This window comes from Marinobacter sp. (genome assembly GCF_046484525.1).
Classification (GTDB): domain Bacteria; phylum Pseudomonadota; class Gammaproteobacteria; order Pseudomonadales; family Oleiphilaceae; genus Marinobacter.
On record NZ_JAWOIS010000072.1, the window covers coordinates 1 to 19,470 of the forward strand.

The following is a 19,470-nucleotide window of genomic DNA, read 5'->3' on the forward strand; positions in this document are numbered from 1 at the left end:
CGCAGGTGTGGTGGTTCCACATCAAGTGCTGGCAACACCGGTCAGGGGCCCCAGCGCCGCGCCCTTCGGGAGCCACTGAGAGCCTTGATAGCTGCGTTGCGCTGACTCGATTTGGAACCACCAAACCTTCGCCATCGCGCCTTGCTCTCAAGGCTCTCAGTGGCTCAGTAGGTCAGCGAATTAACCAGACGGGACACTAGTAGGGAATGAATTCCTCCTCATCGCCCACAACTTTCGCAAACCGCCCTGCCCGCCAGTCTTCCTTCGCCTGTTCGATACGTTCCTTCCTGGACGACACAAAATTCCACTCGATAAAGCGCCGGCCCACGGGCTCACCGCCAATCAGGGCAATCCGGGTGTCTTCCGCCGCGGTGATACAAACGCCAGCCTCCGGCGCAAACACGCTCATGCTGTGGGTTGGTAATTCCGAGCCATGCGCCTTGAGGGACCCGCTCGCCACATAGACTGCCCGCTCAGGTGCATCGGGCAACTCCAGAGTCTGGCCGGCTTTGAGGGCGGCCTCCAGGTAGAGGGTTTCACTGAAGCTGCGCACCGGGGATGTCACTCCATAGGCGCTTCCAATCATCACCCGCACGGGAACACCGTTGATATTGATCGCCGGAATATCATCACTGGGATAGTGGTGGAACGCCGGTTCGGTTTCCTCGTGCGCCTCCGGCACTGCCAGCCAGAGTTGCAGGCCGTGCAATCGATGGTCCGATGCAGTGACTTCCGGGCGCTCCCTTTCCGAATGGGCGATGCCCCGGCCAGCCACCATCAGGTTGATATCACCGGGTCGGATCGGCTGGTAGCTGCCCACGGAATCCCGGTGCAGTATCTCGCCTTGAAAGAGGTAGGACACCGTGGCGATGCCGATGTGTGGGTGAGGACGAACGTTGATGCCTTCGCCTGCGGGAAAATCCGCCGGCCCCATTTCATCAAAGAAGATCCAGGGCCCGACCATTTTCTGTTTCGCCGTTGGCAGTAGCCGGCGTACCGAGAACCCGCCCAGATCAGCGACACGAGGGGTCAGGATCTTCTCAATGGCGGTGCATGGCGCTTCAATGGCATCGCACTGCTGTTCTGCGACTTTTAAAACGTTACTCATGGAACCAACCCCCGGTAGTCATAGACTAAGCTTAACCCACCGGAAAATCCGGAGGCCAATCACTTTGATCTGGGTCATCGACAATCACCCGATCCGAGCACACATTGGGACTGGCACCGTTCCCGCGATGGAGCCGGTGCAGCCTTCAGGACGGATACCCCATTGAAGTATGCAGGATCCGATGTCGCAAGGGCGTATTACTGATGGAAGCGCATGAAGTTCGTCGTCTTCCTGTGGTCAACCAGTACAACCAGCTCTGCGGTATGGTCAGCATGGGAGACATAGTGTCTTTCACTGGCGCTGAAACTGTCGCGAAAACCGGGGACAAAAAGATCTCCTCGAAGGAAACCATGGAGTTTCTGCGGCACATCAGTGTGCATCACCCCAGCCACAAGGCCGCCGCAACCGTTTGAGGAACCCACCCGCACCACAGTCGACCGCTCGCCAAAGCGGTCGACTGCATTCCTTGAAAAGCCGAGTTCCTTCTGTTCCCGACGGCCCCCAACCTCAATTAACAGGTTTTATCAGGCCACACTCGGGAAGACTGTTCAAAAACGCCCACGGATCTTCTCCACCACGACCTGAATACGGTCTCTGGCTTCGTTTAGAGTATGACTGCCACCCAGCAGATCACGGACCGCGTTCAGCTGTTGCTCGAATAGCCCGGGCTTTTCCACGTCCTCGCTGTCCTCGCCCTGCCCCAGTGGCAGTATGTGCCGGAAGTAGGTGCCGCCAAGCAAGCGCCGTAGTAGCCCCTCGCCAATGAACGGTTCGTCGTTATTGAGGGTTCGGGTGGCACGCAGCAGGCGGCGGATATCGTACTGGCCGGGGTAGATGTCCGGTACCTGCTTGGGAATCTCCAGCAGGCTGTAGACCCCGACCCGGGCGGTCCGGACCGAGCTTTCCAGGGTGAAAACCACATCGTTCGGGGTTTCCACAAACTGCCCCATCAGGGCGAGGTTGGCACAGCCCTTCGGAACCACCTCGGGCCGGTCGCCCTGCGCCCTGGGCATGAACTGGGAAGTGATATAAGGCATCAGGGCAATTCGCGTTTTGGTGGCGGCGATCACCTCGTCTACCTGATCGATCAGACCCAGGTGGTAACAGACTTCCGTCAGCACTTCCCGGCCGGTGCATTCCGGCATGGGCTTTTTGACGTAATCGCCGGGCTTGTCCATGAGAAGGGCGTATACCCAGAGCACGATCACATCATCCGGCTGATCCGGGAAATGCGGCTGGCGATTGCAGGTAAAACTCATGAGCCAGGAGGAGTCAGTGAAAGTGATGATCCCGCCGGTAGCCGTAAACCCCGAGTATGGATCGTTCACGGAGAGCTCCTTGAGCTTGTCCATCAGCGGTGACGGCTTGCAGGTCAGGGTCACCGATTCCCAGGTGGATTGCGGCACATCGCCACAGAACTTGTCGGGCCGGCCGAACACATCGGACTGGCTCGCCAGGTTCTTCCAGAGCTGCCATCCGGACGACTCGCCCGGCTCCTTCGGGTCTTTCAGCACCGGCGCGGTGTCATCATCACCGTACGCAGTGTCCTCGGTCATTGAGCCGGTGGTGGCGAACACCAGGTCACGCTTGCGCACGCGAATGGTTTTCTCACCCGGCTCGGTCTCGCACTGGATCCCGGTGACCGTGTGTTGCCCTCCCCGGGCACTGAATTTCAGGTTCGAAACGATGGTGTCGTACTGGATCTTCACGCCCTGATCTTTGAGCCAGTTCATCAGCGGGCGGACGAAGCTGTCGTACTGGTTATAGCGTGGGAACACCAGTGAGGTCATGTCATTGAGACCGTCCATGAGGTGCAGGAACCGGTGCATGTAGAGCTTCATTTCCAACACGGAATGCCAGTTCTGGAAGGCGAACATGGTGCGCCAGAAGGTCCAGAAATTGGTTTCCAGGAAGGCCTCACTGAACCATTGCTCGACGGTGACATCGTCCAGGTCCTCCTTGCGAGTCAGCAGCAGCCGGATGACCTCAAGTTGTTGCGTTCGGCTCAGGCCCATGGTGGAGAAGTCCCTGATCTGGCCCTGCTTTTCAAGCAGGCGGGCTATTGACCAGTTCTTGTCCGGATCGTTAATCAGGCGGTACTCGTCGAGCACGGTGAACGGCGCCGGCAGCTCCAGGGCAGGAATTTCGGAGAACACATCCCAGAAATTCTGGTAGGTCATTTCCATTTCCCGGCCACCCCGGACGATGTAGCCCTCTTCGGCATTGCCTGCTCCGTCCAGGGAGCCGCCCTCAATCGGAGCTTCTTCCAGAAACACGATATTCTCCGCGGGCATGTGGCCGTCGCGGATCAGGAAAAAGGCCGCAGCCATGCCGGCAATGCCAGTGCCGATGATGTAGGCGCGGCGGTCTTCAATGCCCTCGGTGGGCAGTGGCCGATGATTAACGTAGGTACCGTGCAGGTCAGCCGGAGGGAGGGGTGTGTCGATCCCGTTGTGCAGGTGCGTGGCGGTGGCATCCGGGGTTGTGTTAACCCCCCGGGCTTTCAGGGCACGAATGTGTGCGTCGAGGCTGGGGTCTGGAACTGTCCGTTTCTTTGAGTCCGTCACGCTGACTTCTCCTTTGTGGTAATGGCTGTCCCTATGGTGAGTCCCGTAAGCTTAATTGAAGGATGACACATATCAACTCGATGTCAGTTATCAAAAAACGGTAATCTGTTACCTCAATCCCCGAGACAGGAGTACTCAGCGTGTCCGATTCCGAACAGTTCGCCAGCGATAACTACAGTGGTGTCTGCCCTCAAGCCTGGGCCGCCATGGAGCAGGCGAATCGGATGGACGAGCCCGCCTACGGGGAGGACAGCTGGACCCAGCGGGCCGCGGACGGCCTGCGCACGCTTTTCGATACCGACTGCGATGTGTATTTCGTGTTCAACGGCACCGCCGCCAATTCCCTGGCCCTGGCCTCCATCGGACAGTCCTTTCACAGTGTGATCTGCCACGAGCTGGCACACATCGAGACCGACGAATGTGGCGGCCCGGAGTACGCCTCCAACGGCGCCAAGCTGCTGCTCGGGGAAGGACAGGATGGCAAGCTCACGCCGGAGAGCATCGAGCACCTGGTGACCAAGCGCACCGATATCCATTACCCCAAGCCCAAGGCGCTGAGCCTGACCCAGGCCACCGAGGTGGGCACCGTTTATACCCCGGAGGAACTGAGAGCCATCCGTGCCGTGGCAGATACGCACCGGCTGAACATCCACATGGACGGCGCCCGCTTCGCCAATGCGGTGGCGGCGCTGGATGTCCACCCTTCCGAGATCACCTGGAAAGCCGGCGTGGATGTGCTGTGCTTCTCCGGCACCAAGAACGGGCTGGCCCTCGGTGAAGCCGTGGTGTTCTTCAGCCGGGATCTGGCCGAAGACTTCGAGTGGCGCTGCAAGCAGGCCGGGCAACTGGCCTCCAAGATGCGGTATATTTCCGCGCCGTGGTGCGGGCTGCTGGAGAATGATGTCTGGCTGGCCAACGCCCGCCATGCCAATGCCTGCGCCGAGCGGCTGGAAAAGGGCCTGTCCGGCCTGCCGGGGGTGAGCCTGCGTTACCCGAGACAGGTGAACGGCGTGTTCGTGGAGATGCCGGAACCTGTGCAGGCCGCGCTGCGGGCAAGGGGCTGGCGCTTTTACAACTTCATCGGCGGCTGCGCGCGGCTGATGTGCTCCTGGTCCACCAGTGACGCCCAGGTGGACCGTTTCCTGTCTGATCTTCGGGAATTGGTGGGCTGAATACGGCTATTCCGCCCATTTGACTAGAAATTGAATGAATCTGGAGAACCTGTCTTGAACGTCCAGGACCGTTTTGTTGATGTCCCCGGAGGCGAATTGTTCGTTCGCTCCTGGACGCCCGCCGGCGTAGAAGGTCGAGCTCCCATGGTGTTGTTTCACGATTCCCTCGGCAGCGTGAAGCTCTGGCGGGATTTTCCCGAGGCGCTGGCGCGGCGGCTGGAACGCCCGGTGATTGCCTACGATAGGCTGGGGTTCGGCCAGTCGTCCCCACGCCAGGGCCTGCCTTCCCAGCGCTTTATTGAAGAAGAGGCGGAGGTTTATTTCCCCGCACTGCGAAAAGCCCTGGGCTTTACCAGGTTCCTGCTGTTCGGCCACAGCGTAGGCGGTGCCATGGCACTCATCATTGCCACTCGGTTTGCCGAGGACTGCGAACTGGTGATTACCGAGGCCTCGCAGGCCTTTGTGGAAGAGCACACCGTGGACGGTATCCGGACCGCCAAAACCCAATTCCAGAAACCAGGGCAGATGGACAAACTGGCCCGCTACCACGGCGACAAGGCCCGCTGGGTACTTGAGGCCTGGACCGAGGTCTGGCTGGACCCAAGCTTCCACCACTGGAACCTGGAGCCTTTTCTCCAGCAGGTGCACTGCCCGGTGCTGGCCATTCATGGTGACCACGATGAATTCGGCACCCTCGAGTTTCCCCGGCGCATTGCCGAGGGGGTTCAGGGACCCTCCGCCCAGGCCATCCTGGAGAGCTGCGGCCATGTTCCCCATCGGGAGCAGCAGCCGAAAGTCCTCGATACGGTTGCCGCCTTCCTGACAGAGCATCTGTCGAAGTAATCGGAAGCCCACCAAGGTGACGCTGCAGAAAGGCGAGGAATACTTCTTCTGTGCCTGCAGGCGCTCCGATGACTCAGAGGATTCCGGAGACTCCGACAGTCAGGACGCGGGCCCGGATGCGAAGTAGCCACTGACGTTGAGCATGGCGCTGCCCAGTGGCGAGCGTTATGCTGTTTTACTGGATCCTTCCACCTGACTCACGGAGGTGCCCCCCATGATCCGTTACGCCATTGACCGCTGCAGCCTGGGCTGGGCGATGACCCCGATTCGATCCGTTCTACGCTCCAGTCCCGCTTCCCGAATGCCATACTGGAGCAAGCCACCGACAACCTTGGCGGCATGTTGCCGAAGGTGATCCGCTTTATCGACGCGCCACAATCAAGGGTCGACACTCCCCCTTTCCGTCGAGGGCACCACTTTCCAGCGACGGGTCTGGGAAGCGCTCCGGGCAGTCGCCGGTGCCTGCGCCGCCAACCGGCTTGCGGTCGTCATCCCCTGCCACCGCGTGGTACGCAGCGGCGGTAACCTGAGCGGTTAACCGCTGGGGTGTCGACCGAAAACGTGTCCTGTTGGACCGTGAAGCCTCCCGGGTAGCGGCTGCCTGAACACTCCCACTATCCGGATATTGCAATTTTTCCAATTCTGACCACTGTTCGGGATACTTTTCACTGACTGCAATGACATTAGTCAATAACCCAATGAATACCTGTTCATAGGATGTTCCTGAACGCATAACTATAAACAGAAAGACAGGGGAGACACCGATGACATTCTGGCCGTGGAGTAAAGAGCTTGAAGTCGGAATCGGAGAGATTGATGAGCAACACAAGTGGCTGGTGGATCTGACTAACCAACTGCATGACGAACTCGACAGAGGAGCGGATCAGGAGAAAACCAGCGAGATTCTCGAATCCCTCATGGACTACACCATGAACCACTTCATCGTGGAAGAAGATCTGTTCTTGCGCCTCGGCTATCCGGAAACAGACGCCCACAAGGCCGAACACAACAAATTCACCGGCCAGATCATGGGTCTGATAGAGCGGCATGATAATGGCTACTCAGCGGGTGGGGAAACGCTGGAACTGCTGAAAGATTGGCTCACCCACCACATCCTGAAGGTGGACAAGGCCTACGTTGAGCACTTCCGCGCCCACGGAGTTGGCTGAGTCCGGGGCCCGCCTAGGCGGGCTCCGTGGCTTCGGCAGCCAGGGTCCGCACTCTTTCGAAATCTTCTTCGGTAAAGACGCCGTTAATGCCGGAAATGGACGCCAGCTCCATTCCGTGTTTTAGACCCAGCTTGTAGATCTCCCGGACTTTTTCCCACTCGATGTTCCGGCCCAGGGTGAAGTTTTCGAACCGCCCTTCCAGAGCCAGCACGATGGTCTCCGCAAGGCAGGCATAGGCGATGCCTTTTGGCAGCCCGATGTCCTTCATTTTCGGATTACCCGGCAGCTGAATCTCACCGGATTCGATGACGAGCACGTCCGGCCGTTTAGCAACGTCTTCAGCCGAAATATCCAGCGGCCGGGCCACATCCGTGATGACGCAGCCAGGCTTCACTTTCATGATATCCAGGATACGTTTGCCGGCGCCGGAAGTGGCGGTCACGATCATATCCATGTCACCCAGGTCACGGTTTGTTGTCGCAGCCACGTGGACCAACGCCCCCGGGGTTTCCTGCTCGATGCTTTCTTTGAGAGAGAGCAGTTTTGCAGCCTCCGGAGCCACCAGATAGATCTCATCCACCGCCTTGGCCAGCAAGCGCGCGCAGACCGAGCCAATAGCGCCGGTAGCACCTACCACCATCGCCTTCCCGGCCATCTTGCCACTCTCACCGATATGGACCCGGCCGATTTTCCTGGCCGCGTCATGAGCGGCCCAGAGCGCACCGGAGGCGCTGTAACTGTTGCCTGTGGTGATCGGTAACGGCGCCCGCTTGGCCACAGTGATACCCGCATCCCCCACTACCTTGGTAAAGGCGCCGAGGCCCATGATCTGGGCGCCCAGTTTCTTCGCCAGCCTGGCGGCCGCCAGCAACCGGCTGTAGGTGAATTCGGGCCCGTGGGCCATGATTTCCTTTGGAGTGCCACCCACAGTGATGAGCCAGCCTTCCACCTCGTCCCCGGTGGGCGACCGGATGCCGGAGACTTTCGAGTAGATGAACGGTGGTGTGTAGGCAATCGCCTTCTCCACCAAATCCATCACTTTCGGCGGCGACACGCTGGCAATCCAGTCCAACGGTGGCGTCTTGGTCAGGTACTGCTGTGACAGCGGATGGATGACGAAAGCAAACCGGTTTACCCGCCGGTAGCCGTTCGGGTACAGAATCCGGGGCTCAATGCCCAGGCTCTGAATGACATCCAGGAAGTCATCCGCACCCAGTTGCTCTGGCGTACGCGCCAGGGCGGCACTGATCATGGCCTCCATCACGTTCACCCCAATGGGACGGCCTTCCAGCCATGGGCTGTAGTCCACCACCATAGCCACGCGCCGGGAACGCATCCAGTCCAGCACCGTATCGCTGACCCGTGAGGTTATGATGGTTTTGCCGTCCAGCTCCTTCGCAGTAAAGGTTTCAAGGTCGCCGATCGCACCCACGATCACATGGGAGTCGCGGACCGCACTGTGCAGGGAACCGGCCACCAGGTTCTCACCCAACCGGTACAACGGGCTCTGGTGCAACGCGTTGATGGCTTTTACCGCCATGGGCCGGAACATCAGCGGTGCGGTGAGCCGGGTGTAGGTCTCCAGCTGGCCCAGGGAAGTCAGTACCCGGGGAACCCCGAAATCGAGGTAGGGATCCGCGAACTGCAGGTTCTCGGTATGCTCGGAGAGGGATTTGGCGATCCTGTAACCGGCCTGCCCGTTCAGAAAGAGCACGCGGGCGTTATCAAAGAAATGCCCCAGTTCAGTCTGGGTATGACGAACCGCCCATTCCTGCAGGATCCCGCGCAGGCCGGCGCCGGTGGTGACGGGTTTGTCCGGCACGCATGCTTCCAACCTTGCGGTTTCCGGGTGCTCCAGCTGTTCCCGGCCCACCTGGTAGTGGTCGTGAATCATGCTCAGGCCGATGGCATCCGCCTGCGGGTGCACCGACTCCAGAACGGATTCGGCCTTTTCAATGTCACCATTCGTGCCGATGCGGATAATCTGGAACGCCTGCCCGAGGAATTCCGTTTCCAGCTCGTAGTCGTATTCGGACGATCCCTGGCTCACACTCACAACCGTTTTCATAGCGGTCTTCCATCCTTCCTGTCGCTCTCGTAATTAGCCTAATCCAGACTGATGCGGTATGTCTTAGCGTAGGTCAAATTTACGTCTGTCGTACAGGGTCTACAATTACCCGAAACATCCCAAAGGACACCGGTGTTGCCGGTAAAGGAGAACCCAATGAGCATTCAGGAAGAGTTGACCGCAACCATCGCGGACCTGGTCCAGCCCGGCAAAGGCATCCTGGCCGCTGATGAGAGTACCCCCACCATTACCAAGCGATTCAAGGCGGTTGGCGTGGAATCCACGGAAGGCAAGCGCCGGGAGTACCGGAGCATCATCTTCTCCTCCCCGGATCTGGGCAAATACATCAGCGGGGTCATTCTGTATGAGGAAACCCTGGAGCAGCTAAGCCTTGAGGACGTGGCCATGCCCAAGCTGCTGGCCAGCCAGGGCATCGTTCCGGGGATCAAGGTCGACCAGGGTAAGGGCCCGTTGGTCAATGCGCACGGAGACGAGATCACCTATGGCCTGGATGGCCTGGAATCCCGACTGGAGGAATATAAGAAGCTGGGCGCCCGCTTCGCCAAATGGCGGGATGTGTTCCACATCTCCGACACCCTGCCCTCACGCCAGGCGATCAAGGCCAACGCCGAGGTCCTGGCCCGGTACGCGGCGGTGTGCCAGTCCATGGGCATTGTGCCGATTGTCGAGCCGGAAGTACTGATCGACGGCCACCACAGCATTGAGCGGGCCGGGGAAGTCAGCGAAGCGGTGCTCCGGGACGTGTTCAAGGCGTTGTACCGGCACCATGTGGATCTGGAAACCATGGTGTTGAAGCCCAGCATGGTCACCCCGGGCAAGGATTCGCCTTCCGCCAGCCCGGAACAGGTGGCAGAACACACACTGATGATTTTCCGACGCGCCGTGCCTGCGGCAGTGCCGGGAATTTTCTTCCTGTCAGGCGGCCAGACGCCGGAAGAGGCCACCGTCAATCTGAATGCCATCAACAGCATGGGCTACCATCCCTGGGAGTTGAGCTTCTCGTACGGGCGTGCCCTGCAAGAGCCGGCCCAGCATGCCTGGGCGGGCGACCTGGCTAATGCACACAAAGCCCAGGCTGCCCTGCACAAACGGGCCAGGCTCAATGGCCTGGCCCGGTCCGGGGACTATTCTCCGGAAATGGAGAATGAAGACTGAGGCTTCCCCCTGGTCGCAGAGATCCACGCATTTGCCGCTGCCATTGAAGGCCATGGCGCCGGTCAGGCCGCGTGCTCTTTCAAAACAGCGGAAGGCACGGCCTGTTCCAGGCAGGCTAGCATCGGGGCCACCTCGCAGATCTTACGGGCTTGCGGCCACAGGTACTCCGCCTCGGCGAACCCCTGGCGCAGGAAGTTCAGCCATTGCTTGATGCGGCCGGTCACGTACCTGTCTTCAAGCCGGGTTCGTAGCGCGGCACCATATTCCCGGACCAGTGCCACAGCTTCCAACCAGGTCATCGGCGCGAAGGTGTCACCGCGCTGGGAGGCCTTGATCTGGGCGGCCAGGTCCGGGCGGGCAATCAGCCCGCGTCCGATCATCACGTCTTCACAACCGGAGACTTTGCGGCAGCGCCAGTAATCCTCGACGGTCCAAACCTCGCCGTTGGCAATGACATGGGCTTTAACCGCTTCCCGCACCCGGGCAATCTCTTCCCAGTAGGCAGGCGGCTTGTAACCGTCCACCTTGCTGCGAGCGTGAATAACGATTTCGGAGGCGCCGGCGGCTTCCAGGGCCTGACCACAGGCCACGCCCATGGAACGGTCGTCATAGCCCAGGCGCATCTTGGCCGTCACCGGGATTTCAGCAGGCACCGCTTTGCGCACCGCAGCAGTGATTTCGTGCATCAGTTCCGGTTCACGCATCAGCACGCAACCGCCCTTGTGCTTGTTCACGGTCTTGGCCGGGCACCCAAAGTTGATATCCACCTGGGTAGCGCCCAGCTCAGCCGCTTTCATGCCGTGGCGGCCCATCTGTTCGGGGTCTGATCCGAGCAGTTGCACAGCCACTGGCGTACCCACCTCGGTCGCGCAGGCGCGATGCAGTTCCGGTGCGTATTTGTAGAAAATCCGGGGAGGAAGCATGCCCTGGGTCACGCGAATAAACTCGGTCACGCACCGGTCAATGCCGCCGACTTTGGTCAGGGTTTCACGGATGGGTGCATCGACCAGCCCTTCCATCGGGGCAAGGATGATTCGCATGGAGGCTCCAGCGGCTGAGAAAAGAAAATCAGGTGGCGACTGATCAAAAATCAGGCGGAGCGGATTGTAAGGAATTTGGCGGGAAGTTGATAGCCGGGCATCCCGAAACAGGATGCCCGGCCGGTTACTGCTGGTTTACTTCTTCACGTCAAAGCGGTCGTTGTTCATGACCTTGGTCCAGGCGGCAACGAAGTCCTTCACGAACTTCTCCTCGTTGTCGTCCTGGGCATATACCTCCGCGTAGGAACGCAGGACGGAATTGGAGCCGAACACGAGATCAACACGGGTCGCAGTGAACTTGGTGTTGCCGCTCTTGCGATCCACGATGTTGTACGAGTTCTTGCCAGTGGGCTCCCAACGGTTCGCCATATCGGTGAGGTTCACGAAGAAATCGTTGGTCAGTTGACCAACGCGGTCCGTGAATACACCGTGCCTGGTGCCACCGTAGTTGGTGCCCAGCACCCGCATGCCACCGATAAGGACAGTCATTTCCGGCGCACTCAGGCCCATCAACTGAGCACGGTCCAGAAGCATTTCTTCCGGCTTGACCACGTACTCCTTCTTCTGCCAGTTACGGAAGCCATCAGACAGCGGCTCCAGCGGCGCGAAGGACTCGGCATCGGTCATCTCGTCGGTGGCATCGCCGCGGCCTTTCAGGAAAGGCACATGTACGTCATAGCCGGCAGCTTTCGCAGCCTTCTCGATACCCACGTTACCACCGAGCACGATCAAGTCTGCAATGCTGGCGCCGGCTTCCTCAGAGATCCTCTCATAGACCTTCAGCACCTTCGCCAGACGGTCAGGCTCGTTGCCTTCCCAGTCTTTCTGCGGTGCCAGACGAATACGGGCACCGTTGGCACCTCCGCGCATGTCAGAGCCGCGGAAGGTTCGGGCGCTGTCCCAGGCGGTGCAAACCAGTTCATTGAGGCTCAGACCGGACTCTTCGATCTTCTCCTTGACCGCTTCTTCGATGTAGTTGGTCTCGCCCTGCGGCACCGGGTCCTGCCAGATCAGATCTTCTGCCGGCACGTCCGGACCGATGTAACGGGACTTCGGCCCCATATCCCGGTGCGTCAGCTTGAACCAGGCGCGGGCGAAGCAGTCCTTGAAATAATCCGGATCTGCCATGAACCTCTCGCAGATCGCACGGTATTTCGGATCCATTTTCATGGCCATGTCCGCATCGGTCATGATCGGATTATGGCGAATGGACGGATCCGTAGCGTCGATTGGCTTGTGTTCCTCTTTGATATCGATCGGTTCCCACTGGTTTGCACCGGCGGGACTTTTCTTCTGTTCCCACTCGCAGCCGAAAAGCAGGTCGAAGTAGCCCATATCGAACTGGGTCGGATTGGTGGTCCAGGCTCCTTCAATACCGGAAGTGATGGCATTGGCCGCTTTGCCCTGCATGTTCGGGTTATTCCAGCCCAAACCCTGCTCGTACACATCCGCACCCTCCGGCTCCGGCCCGAGAGCTTCAGCATCCCCGTTACCGTGCGTCTTACCGACGGTATGGCCGCCTGCGGTCAAGGCTGCGGTTTCCTCGTCGTCCATGGCCATACGAGCGAAGGTTTCACGCACCTGTTCCCCTGTCTTCAGCGGATCGGACACCCCGTTAACACCCTCCGGATTAACGTAGATCAGGCCCATCTGAACCGCAGCCAGAGGGTTTTCCATCGTGTTCGGTTTGTCGACATCTTCATAGCGGCTGTCGGACGGCGCAAGCCATTCTTTTTCCGCACCCCAGTACGTGTCTTTCTCCGGATGCCAGATATCCTCCCGGCCATAGGAGAAGCCGAACGTCTTGAAGCCCATGGATTCATAGGCAACATTACCGGCGAGGATAAACAGGTCGGCCCAGCTCACTTTGTTGCCATATTTTTTCTTGAGCGGCCACAACAGACGACGGGCCTTGTCCAGGTTGCCGTTATCAGGCCAGGAGTTGATCGGTGCAAAACGCTGGTTTCCGGTACCACCGCCGCCACGGCCGTCGGCGATACGGTAGGTGCCAGCCGCGTGCCAGGCCATACGGATCATCAGGCCGCCATAGTGCCCCCAGTCCGCCGGCCACCAATCCTGGCTATTGGTCATCAACTCGTGCATGTCCTTTTCAAGCGCGTCATAATCGAGCTTTCTGACCTCTTCCCGATAGTCGAAATCGTCGCCCATCGGATTTGTCTTGCGGTCGTGCTGATGCAGAATGTCGAGGTTCAGCGATTCCGGCCACCACGCGGTGACATTTCCCTGCCCCTGAGTATTGGACCCGTGCATGACCGGGCACTTACCGCCGGTATTATTCTCAGTCATCGTACTCTCCTGTTTGTGCTGCATTCGCAAACAAACGTTTTGTGATGGAAGCATCACTCAATATAGTTCATTCACATTGCGCTGCTTGAATGTTTCCTACTGCTTTCATAGCGGATTCCTATAGCTGTTCCCGTTACGCTGGCGGCCCCTTCCGAGCCCTTGCCTGTGGCCCTATTGGGCGATGGCGTAGTTCCCGGAATAGTCCGTCAGAATAGCGAGAGCGCCTGGCCATGCTACAGAAGCAATACGCTTCTCGGATGACATGGAAAACCTCCTGTGTTAACGAGAGCGATTTCACCTTAGCGCGGGGGTGGAGGGAGGGATAATCAATAAAAAATAAACTTTTGGAAGATTTTATCTATGAGTGGTAATGGCGGGGCTTGGTGGGATGAAGGTGGGGTCAGAAGAAGGCTTTCTTCTGACCCCGGGGTTTTGACCAGAACTGGGTGGGATAAAAAAGGGGTCAGATGAAAGCTTTCATCTGACCCCATGTTCAAGGCCACTCCGCTCAGTTAGCCAACTCCAGCAATAGCCGGTTCAGACGGCTCACGTACGCGCCCGGGTCTTTCAGCTGCTCGCCGCTGGCCAGGGTGGCCTGGTCGAACAGGACGGCGGAGAGTTCGTTGAAGCGCTCTTCGCCCTTCTCGGTTTCCAGGCGCTGAACCAGCGGGTGGTCAACGTTGATCTCGAAGATGGGCTTGCTCTCCGGAACTTTCTGGCCAGCGGCTTCCATGATCTTTTTCATCTGGGCACCCATGTCGAACTCACCGACCACCAGGCACGCCGGGGAATCGGTCAGTCGGTTGGTCACCCGTACTTCCTGAACCCGGTCATCGAGGGCCTTCTTGATTCGCTCCACCAGCTCCTTGTGCTCTTCGGCCGCCTCTTCCTTGTGCTTCTTGTCCTCTTCAGTCTCGACTTCACCCAGATCCAGGTCACCACGGGCAACGTCCTGGAACTGCCTGCCATCGTACTCGCTGAGGTAGCCCATCATCCACTCGTCGATGCGGTCAGACAGGATCAGCACCTCGATGCCCTTCTTCCGGAATACTTCCAGGTGCGGGCTGCTCTTGGCGGCGGCGAAGTTGTCACCGGTAATGTAGAAGATCTTCTTCTGACCGTCCTTCATCCGCTCGATGTAGTCGTCGAGGGAGACGTTCTGCGCCGCTTCACCGGTGTGGGTGGAGGCAAAACGCAACAGGCCAGCGATTTTCTCGCGGTTGCTGAAGTCCTCGGCCGGGCCTTCTTTCAGAACGGTGCCGAACTCGTTCCAGAACGCCTGGTAGTCCTCCGGCTGCTTCTTGGCCAGCTTGGACAGCATATCCAGTACCCGCTTGGTCATGGCCGTGCGGATGCTGTCCACGGTGCTGTCGTTCTGCAGGATCTCCCGGGAGACGTTCAGGGACAGATCGTTGGAATCGATCACACCCTTGGTGAAGCGCAGGTACAGCGGCAGGAACTGTTCGGCGTCGTCCATGATGAACACGCGCTGGACATACAGCTTCAGACCACGGGGTGCTTCCCGGTTGTACAGATCAAACGGTGCCCGCTTGGGGATATACAGCAGGCTGGTGTAGTCCAGCTTGCCCTCGACCTTGTTGTGAGACCAGGTCAGCGGATCCTCGAAGTCGTGGGCGATGTGCTTGTAGAATTCCTTGTATTCCTCGTCCTTGATCTCGGTGCGCGGAAGAGTCCACAGGGCGGTGGCGTCGTTGACGGTCTCGTCCTCACCCTTCTTGTCCTCTTCCTCGGATTCGGACTTCATCACCACCGGGAAGGAAATGTGGTCGGAGTATTTCTTCACCAGGCTGCGCAGTTTCCAGCCGTCGGCAAACTCCTTGGCGTCGGATTTCAAGTGCAGAACGATCTGGGTGCCACGCTGCTCGCGGTTCACCTGCTCGATGGAAAACTCACCGTCGCCCTTGGACTCCCAATGCACGCCCTCCTCGGCTGGCGCACCGGCACGACGGGTAAACACGTCCACCTTGTCGGCCACGATGAACGCGGAGTAGAAACCGACACCAAACTGGCCGATCAGCTTACTGTCCTTCTTCTCGTCACCGGACAGCTGCTTGAGGAACTCGGCGGTACCGGACTTGGCGATAGTGCCAAGATTGGAGATGACATCATCCCGGCCCATGCCGATACCGTTATCGGTGAGGGTGACCGTGCCGGCGTCCTTGTCGTAATCCAGGCGGATTTTCAGCTCGGAATCGCCCTCGTACAGTTTATCGTCCTTCAGGGCGGCAAAGCGCAGTTTGTCCTCGGCATCCGAAGCGTTGGAAATCAACTCACGAAGGAAGATCTCTTTATTCGAATACAGGGAATGGATCATCAGGTTAAGCAGCTGCTTAACCTCTGTCTGAAAACCCAACGTCTCTTTGTTTACTTCAACCGTCATGGCTTATGGTTCTCCTGCTGTCTTGGATCGGTGGAGCGGCACGGGCAGGAAGGCAGTTCCAAAACACGCTGTGAATACATCCATGTACGCTCGGCTCCGCCATCCATGGCTCCGCACGGTTTTGGAACTGCCTTCCTGCCCGCGCCACCCGACTGTCGTGTTAAGTCTGCAGGGAAAAATGGGGCCACACCGGGGCATTTCAAGCCCTGGATCGGTCAGGTGAGCTCAGTCTTCGAGGAGAAAATGCGCCCGGGCGGTGGCAATGGGCTGGGAACGGGATTTCTGCCAGGCGGTAACCATCACATTGGCCACGCGGTTGCCCTGCCGGGTCAGGCGGCACTCGGCGAAGGTTTCCCGGTTCAGGCCGGCACGCAGGTAGTCCAGGGAAAAATCCACGATGCGGGGCATGCGCAGGGATTCACGGGACATGATCAAGTAGATGTTGGCCGACATCTCCATGAAGCCACCAATCACGCCGCCGTGAATGGCCGGCAGAATCGGGTTGCCCAGGTTGGATTCCTTTTTCGGCAGCCGGAAAATCAGGTCATCTCCGAAGCGCTCGCACTGCAGCCCGATCCAGGTAGCGTAGGGAATGCTTTCGAGCATGCGGGAGAAGTCTCCGGTTTCCTGGGTGTAACGGAGGATTTCCGGATCGGTCATTTAGCACCTCCCGCGATCAGGTCACGGTAATGTTTGGGGCTGGCCTCTTTGCCGATGCGCATGAAGGTGGCCACGCAGTTGGCAATGGTTTCCCCGCCCTCCTGGTACGCCTCACAACGAGTGAAGATGATATTGCGGGTAATCCGGTAGGTTTCCGCGCGGGCGTATACCGGTTTGTGGGGATGCGCCGGGCGCATGTAATCCACCCGCAGGTCAAGGGTCGGGCACAGCTCGAAATCCTCCAGGGCGCAAAGAATGACGCAGCCGGAGGTGGTGTCCATCAGGGTGGTAATCGCACCGCCATGGATCACCCCGGTATCCGGATTACCGATGATCCGGTCGCTGTATGGCAGGCACAGGGTCAACGTGCCATCACCGGCGTCGGTTACTGACAGACCCAGCTCACGGGCCTGGTTCAGGGTTTCAATAAACCGGGTGACCCGGTCTATTCGGGTTTGGTTATCCATCCAGGAGAATCCTGTTGATCAGTTGGTTTTGGCCTTGCGTTCGTTCTTTTCTGCCACCGGCTCCTCAAACACCTTACCTGAGCGTAGCGCTTCCAGCGCATCCGAACAGAACTCACGTCGGTATAAAACAATGACGACAACCGTCGAAGCCACAATGAATGCAATCGGATGGAAGAACCACGCAACGACCGCGAGCGCGTAGTAGAAGGACCTCAGGCCCAGGTTGAAGGCATCCCCCGCCAGGTTACAGATGTTTCCGGCGCTTCGGGCGAACGCTTCCCGGGCCGCCGGGCTGGTTTTGGTGTCCTCAGCCAGTGGCGCACTGCCGACCATCACGGAGACAAAATTGTACATCCGCATGGACCAGGTGAATTTGAAGAAGGCATACACGAACACAATCAGCAGGACCACGAGGCGCAGCTCCCAGATTTCGCGGCTGGGGACCACGCTGAAGGGCATCGCGGCAAAGACCTCCATGGCCTCGCTGGTGTAACCAAGTGCGGTGATGATACCCGCCAGAATTAGCAGACAGCTGGAGGCGAAGAAGGCACCGTTGCGCTCGAGATTGCCCACCACCGAGGTGTCCGAAATTCGGTTGTCGCGCCGGAGCATCACCCGCATCCAGTCTTCCCGGTAAAGGTCCAGGGTGTTCGATAGACAGGGTCGGTCCGCCGCCCGTCGTTTGGAGTACTGGGTATAGCCAATCCAGCAGATGAAAAACCAGAGCAGCGCGGCAAGCTCGAGCAGATTACTCATGAGGGGCCTTAATCAGGAATTAACAACCGGGAAAGGAATCAATTATCTATAATACGCCAAGACAGGGTGCCTCTCCAGAAATGGGGCATGTTCAGGTTCATCCAACCATGCAATCATGTCGAGAAACCAACGTCAGCCAGGCACCCAGGTACAGGAGGTAACCGTGCTTCTCTCAAAAACCCGATTCGGGCTGCTGATCCTTGCCCTTGCGTTCATTGCGGGGTGCTCTGTTAACCCCGTCACCGGCGAGAAACAGCTGTCACTGATCCCCGAGAGCCAGGAACTGGCTATAGGCGCCGAACAGTATGTGCCAACCCAGCAGACGCAGGGTGGCCGGTTCTACATTGATCCCGAACTGAATCTTTACGTCCGTGAGGTGGGCCAGAAGCTGGCTCAGGTAAGCGACCGCCCCGACCTGCCCTATGAGTTCGTAGTGTTGAACAACAGCGTGCCCAATGCCTGGGCCCTCCCCGGCGGCAAGATCGCCGTCAACCGGGGCCTGCTCACCAAGCTCGACGATGAAGCCCAGTTGGCATCAGTACTCGGCCACGAGATTGTTCACGCTGCCGCCCGCCATAGCGTCCAACGCATGCAACAGGCCCAGTTAATCAGTCTGGGCGTGGCCGGCCTCGGATTTGCGCTGTCTGATAACGAATGGGCCGGCCTGGTCATGGGCGGTGCAGCGCTTGGCGCACAGCTCGCCCTGGCCCAGTACAGCCAGGGGGACGAACTGGAGTCGGACCACTACGGCATCAATTACATGAAAACGGCCGGCTACGATCCCCAGGCAGCGGTGGAACTGCAGGAGCTGTTCCTGAAACTGAGTGAAGGCCGTGACCAGGGTTTCATCCAGGGCCTTTTCGCCACGCACCCGCCTTCAGCCAAACGTGTGGCGGAGAACCGGGAACTGGTCAACAAGATCGGTGCGGGCGGGTACCGGGGCGAGGATGTCTACCAGCGCAAGCTGGCCAAGCTGAGGGAACTGCAGCCGGCCTATGACGCCCATGACGAGGCCCTGAAACTCGCCTCGAACAAGGACTACGACGACGCCCTGGCCAAAATCAATGAAGCCATCCGTCTCCTGCCCCGGGAAGCCATGTTCTATTCCTTGCGAGGGCGCATTTACCAACAGCAGAAAAAGCTGAAAGAGGCTGAAGCGGATTTCGACAAGGCAGTCTCCCTGTACCCGGAGATGTTCGAATACCAGCTTCGCAGCGGCCTGAATGCCCTGGCCCTGAACAAGGTCGACAAGGCAAGGAATCACCTGACCAAGGCCAACGAAGTGGTGCCCACTTCCATCGGTTACCTGCGCATGGGCGATGTCGCCGTGAAGCAGAACCGTCGTGACGAAGCGGTGGCATATTACAGCGAGGCCGCCAAGGCCGGCGGCGATGTGGGAGAGGAAGCCCAGCGCAAGCTGGCCGCAATCACCCAGTAGCCCCCTACTCCTAGTGTCCCGTCTGGTTAATTCGCTGACCTACTGAGCCACTGAGAGCCTTGAGAGCAAGGCGCGATGGCGAAGGTTTGGTGGTTCCAAATCGAGTCAGCGCAACGCAGCTATCAAGGCTCTCAGTGGCTCCCGCAAAACGACTCCATATTAGCGAGTGCAGTCGAGACAAGGCAACGCAGCAATTTTGAGATGGCTTCTACTCACCTCCTGCCGACCGGTGTATGTCCCCCACGATCCCACTCCCCTATACTGGGTGAACAAGGAGAAGAATCATATCAGATCTTAA

The 19,470-nt window shown here is 58.8% G+C and carries 15 protein-coding genes and 1 pseudogene; 7 read left to right on the forward strand and 9 right to left on the reverse strand.

The features are described from left to right. Window positions 1–196: 196 nt before the first annotated feature. The gene (locus R6W86_RS15400; protein ID WP_410330245.1) at window positions 197–1,108 is read right to left on the reverse strand and encodes a pirin family protein; all 912 of its coding nucleotides are present in this window, start codon (window positions 1,106–1,108) and stop codon (window positions 197–199) included. Window positions 1,109–1,311: 203 nt separating this feature from the next. Between R6W86_RS15400 and R6W86_RS15405 the strand changes: the two genes are divergently transcribed. Next, window positions 1,312–1,521 carry a CBS domain-containing protein gene (locus tag R6W86_RS15405; RefSeq protein WP_410330246.1) on the forward strand — a complete coding sequence of 70 codons (210 nt, stop codon included), beginning with the start codon at window positions 1,312–1,314 and terminating at the stop codon, window positions 1,519–1,521. A 135-nt stretch (window positions 1,522–1,656) separates the two neighbouring features. On the opposite strand, the gene R6W86_RS15410 is transcribed toward R6W86_RS15405, so the two are convergent. After that, window positions 1,657–3,675, reverse strand: a complete 2,019-nt coding sequence (locus R6W86_RS15410; RefSeq protein ID WP_410330247.1) for an oleate hydratase — start codon at window positions 3,673–3,675, stop codon at window positions 1,657–1,659. Window positions 3,676–3,815: 140 nt separating this feature from the next. Here R6W86_RS15410 and R6W86_RS15415 point away from each other — a divergent pair, with 140 nt between their 5' ends. The 4 genes and pseudogenes from R6W86_RS15415 (at window position 3,816) to R6W86_RS15430 (ending at window position 6,859) form a co-directional block, all read left to right on the forward strand. Continuing rightward, window positions 3,816–4,847, forward strand: a complete 1,032-nt coding sequence (locus R6W86_RS15415; RefSeq protein ID WP_410330248.1) for a threonine aldolase family protein — start codon at window positions 3,816–3,818, stop codon at window positions 4,845–4,847. Between the two features lie 54 nt (window positions 4,848–4,901). Next, complete coding sequence (locus R6W86_RS15420) at window positions 4,902–5,690, forward strand: alpha/beta fold hydrolase (RefSeq protein ID WP_410330249.1); 789 nt, start codon at window positions 4,902–4,904, stop codon at window positions 5,688–5,690. A gap of 484 nt (window positions 5,691–6,174) precedes the next feature. Continuing rightward, a pseudogene (locus R6W86_RS15425) lies at window positions 6,175–6,228 on the forward strand (hypothetical protein); the annotation flags it as partial. Between the two features lie 226 nt (window positions 6,229–6,454). Then, on the forward strand, window positions 6,455–6,859 hold the full coding sequence (locus R6W86_RS15430) for a bacteriohemerythrin (protein ID WP_410330250.1): 405 nt from the start codon (window positions 6,455–6,457) through the stop codon (window positions 6,857–6,859). A gap of 13 nt (window positions 6,860–6,872) precedes the next feature. Here the strand turns inward: R6W86_RS15430 and R6W86_RS15435 are convergent, their stop codons facing one another. Next, on the reverse strand, window positions 6,873–8,927 hold the full coding sequence (locus tag R6W86_RS15435) for a dehydrogenase (protein WP_410330251.1): 2,055 nt from the start codon (window positions 8,925–8,927) through the stop codon (window positions 6,873–6,875). Between the two features lie 156 nt (window positions 8,928–9,083). Between R6W86_RS15435 and R6W86_RS15440 the strand changes: the two genes are divergently transcribed. Then, entirely contained in the window at window positions 9,084–10,103 is a 1,020-nt protein-coding gene (locus R6W86_RS15440) for a class I fructose-bisphosphate aldolase (protein ID WP_410330252.1), read from the forward strand. Window positions 10,104–10,165: 62 nt separating this feature from the next. Here R6W86_RS15440 and R6W86_RS15445 read toward each other — a convergent pair whose 3' ends face one another. The 6 genes from R6W86_RS15445 to R6W86_RS15470 all read right to left on the reverse strand — a co-directional run bounded on the left by R6W86_RS15445 (window position 10,166) and on the right by R6W86_RS15470 (window position 17,734). Further along, window positions 10,166–11,143, reverse strand: a complete 978-nt coding sequence (locus tag R6W86_RS15445) for a tRNA dihydrouridine synthase (RefSeq protein ID WP_410330253.1) — start codon at window positions 11,141–11,143, stop codon at window positions 10,166–10,168. 135 nt (window positions 11,144–11,278) lie between these two features. Next, window positions 11,279–13,450, reverse strand: coding sequence for a catalase/peroxidase HPI (gene katG, locus R6W86_RS15450; RefSeq protein ID WP_410330254.1), 2,172 nt, complete (start codon window positions 13,448–13,450; stop codon window positions 11,279–11,281). A 508-nt stretch (window positions 13,451–13,958) separates the two neighbouring features. Continuing rightward, a complete protein-coding gene (htpG, locus tag R6W86_RS15455) occupies window positions 13,959–15,851 on the reverse strand; it encodes a molecular chaperone HtpG (protein WP_410330255.1) in 1,893 nt (630 codons plus the stop codon). A 225-nt stretch (window positions 15,852–16,076) separates the two neighbouring features. Further along, on the reverse strand, window positions 16,077–16,511 hold the full coding sequence (locus tag R6W86_RS15460; RefSeq protein WP_410330256.1) for a PaaI family thioesterase: 435 nt from the start codon (window positions 16,509–16,511) through the stop codon (window positions 16,077–16,079). After that, window positions 16,508–16,978, reverse strand: coding sequence for a PaaI family thioesterase (locus tag R6W86_RS15465; RefSeq protein ID WP_410330257.1), 471 nt, complete (start codon window positions 16,976–16,978; stop codon window positions 16,508–16,510). Before R6W86_RS15465 ends, R6W86_RS15460 begins: the two co-directional genes overlap by 4 nt. An 18-nt stretch (window positions 16,979–16,996) precedes the next feature. Next, a complete protein-coding gene (locus R6W86_RS15470; protein WP_410330258.1) occupies window positions 16,997–17,734 on the reverse strand; it encodes a DUF599 domain-containing protein in 738 nt (245 codons plus the stop codon). Window positions 17,735–17,897: 163 nt separating this feature from the next. On the opposite strand from R6W86_RS15470, the gene R6W86_RS15475 reads away from it, so the two are divergent. After that, on the forward strand, window positions 17,898–19,172 hold the full coding sequence (locus tag R6W86_RS15475; protein ID WP_410330259.1) for a M48 family metalloprotease: 1,275 nt from the start codon (window positions 17,898–17,900) through the stop codon (window positions 19,170–19,172). Window positions 19,173–19,470 lie beyond the last annotated feature (298 nt).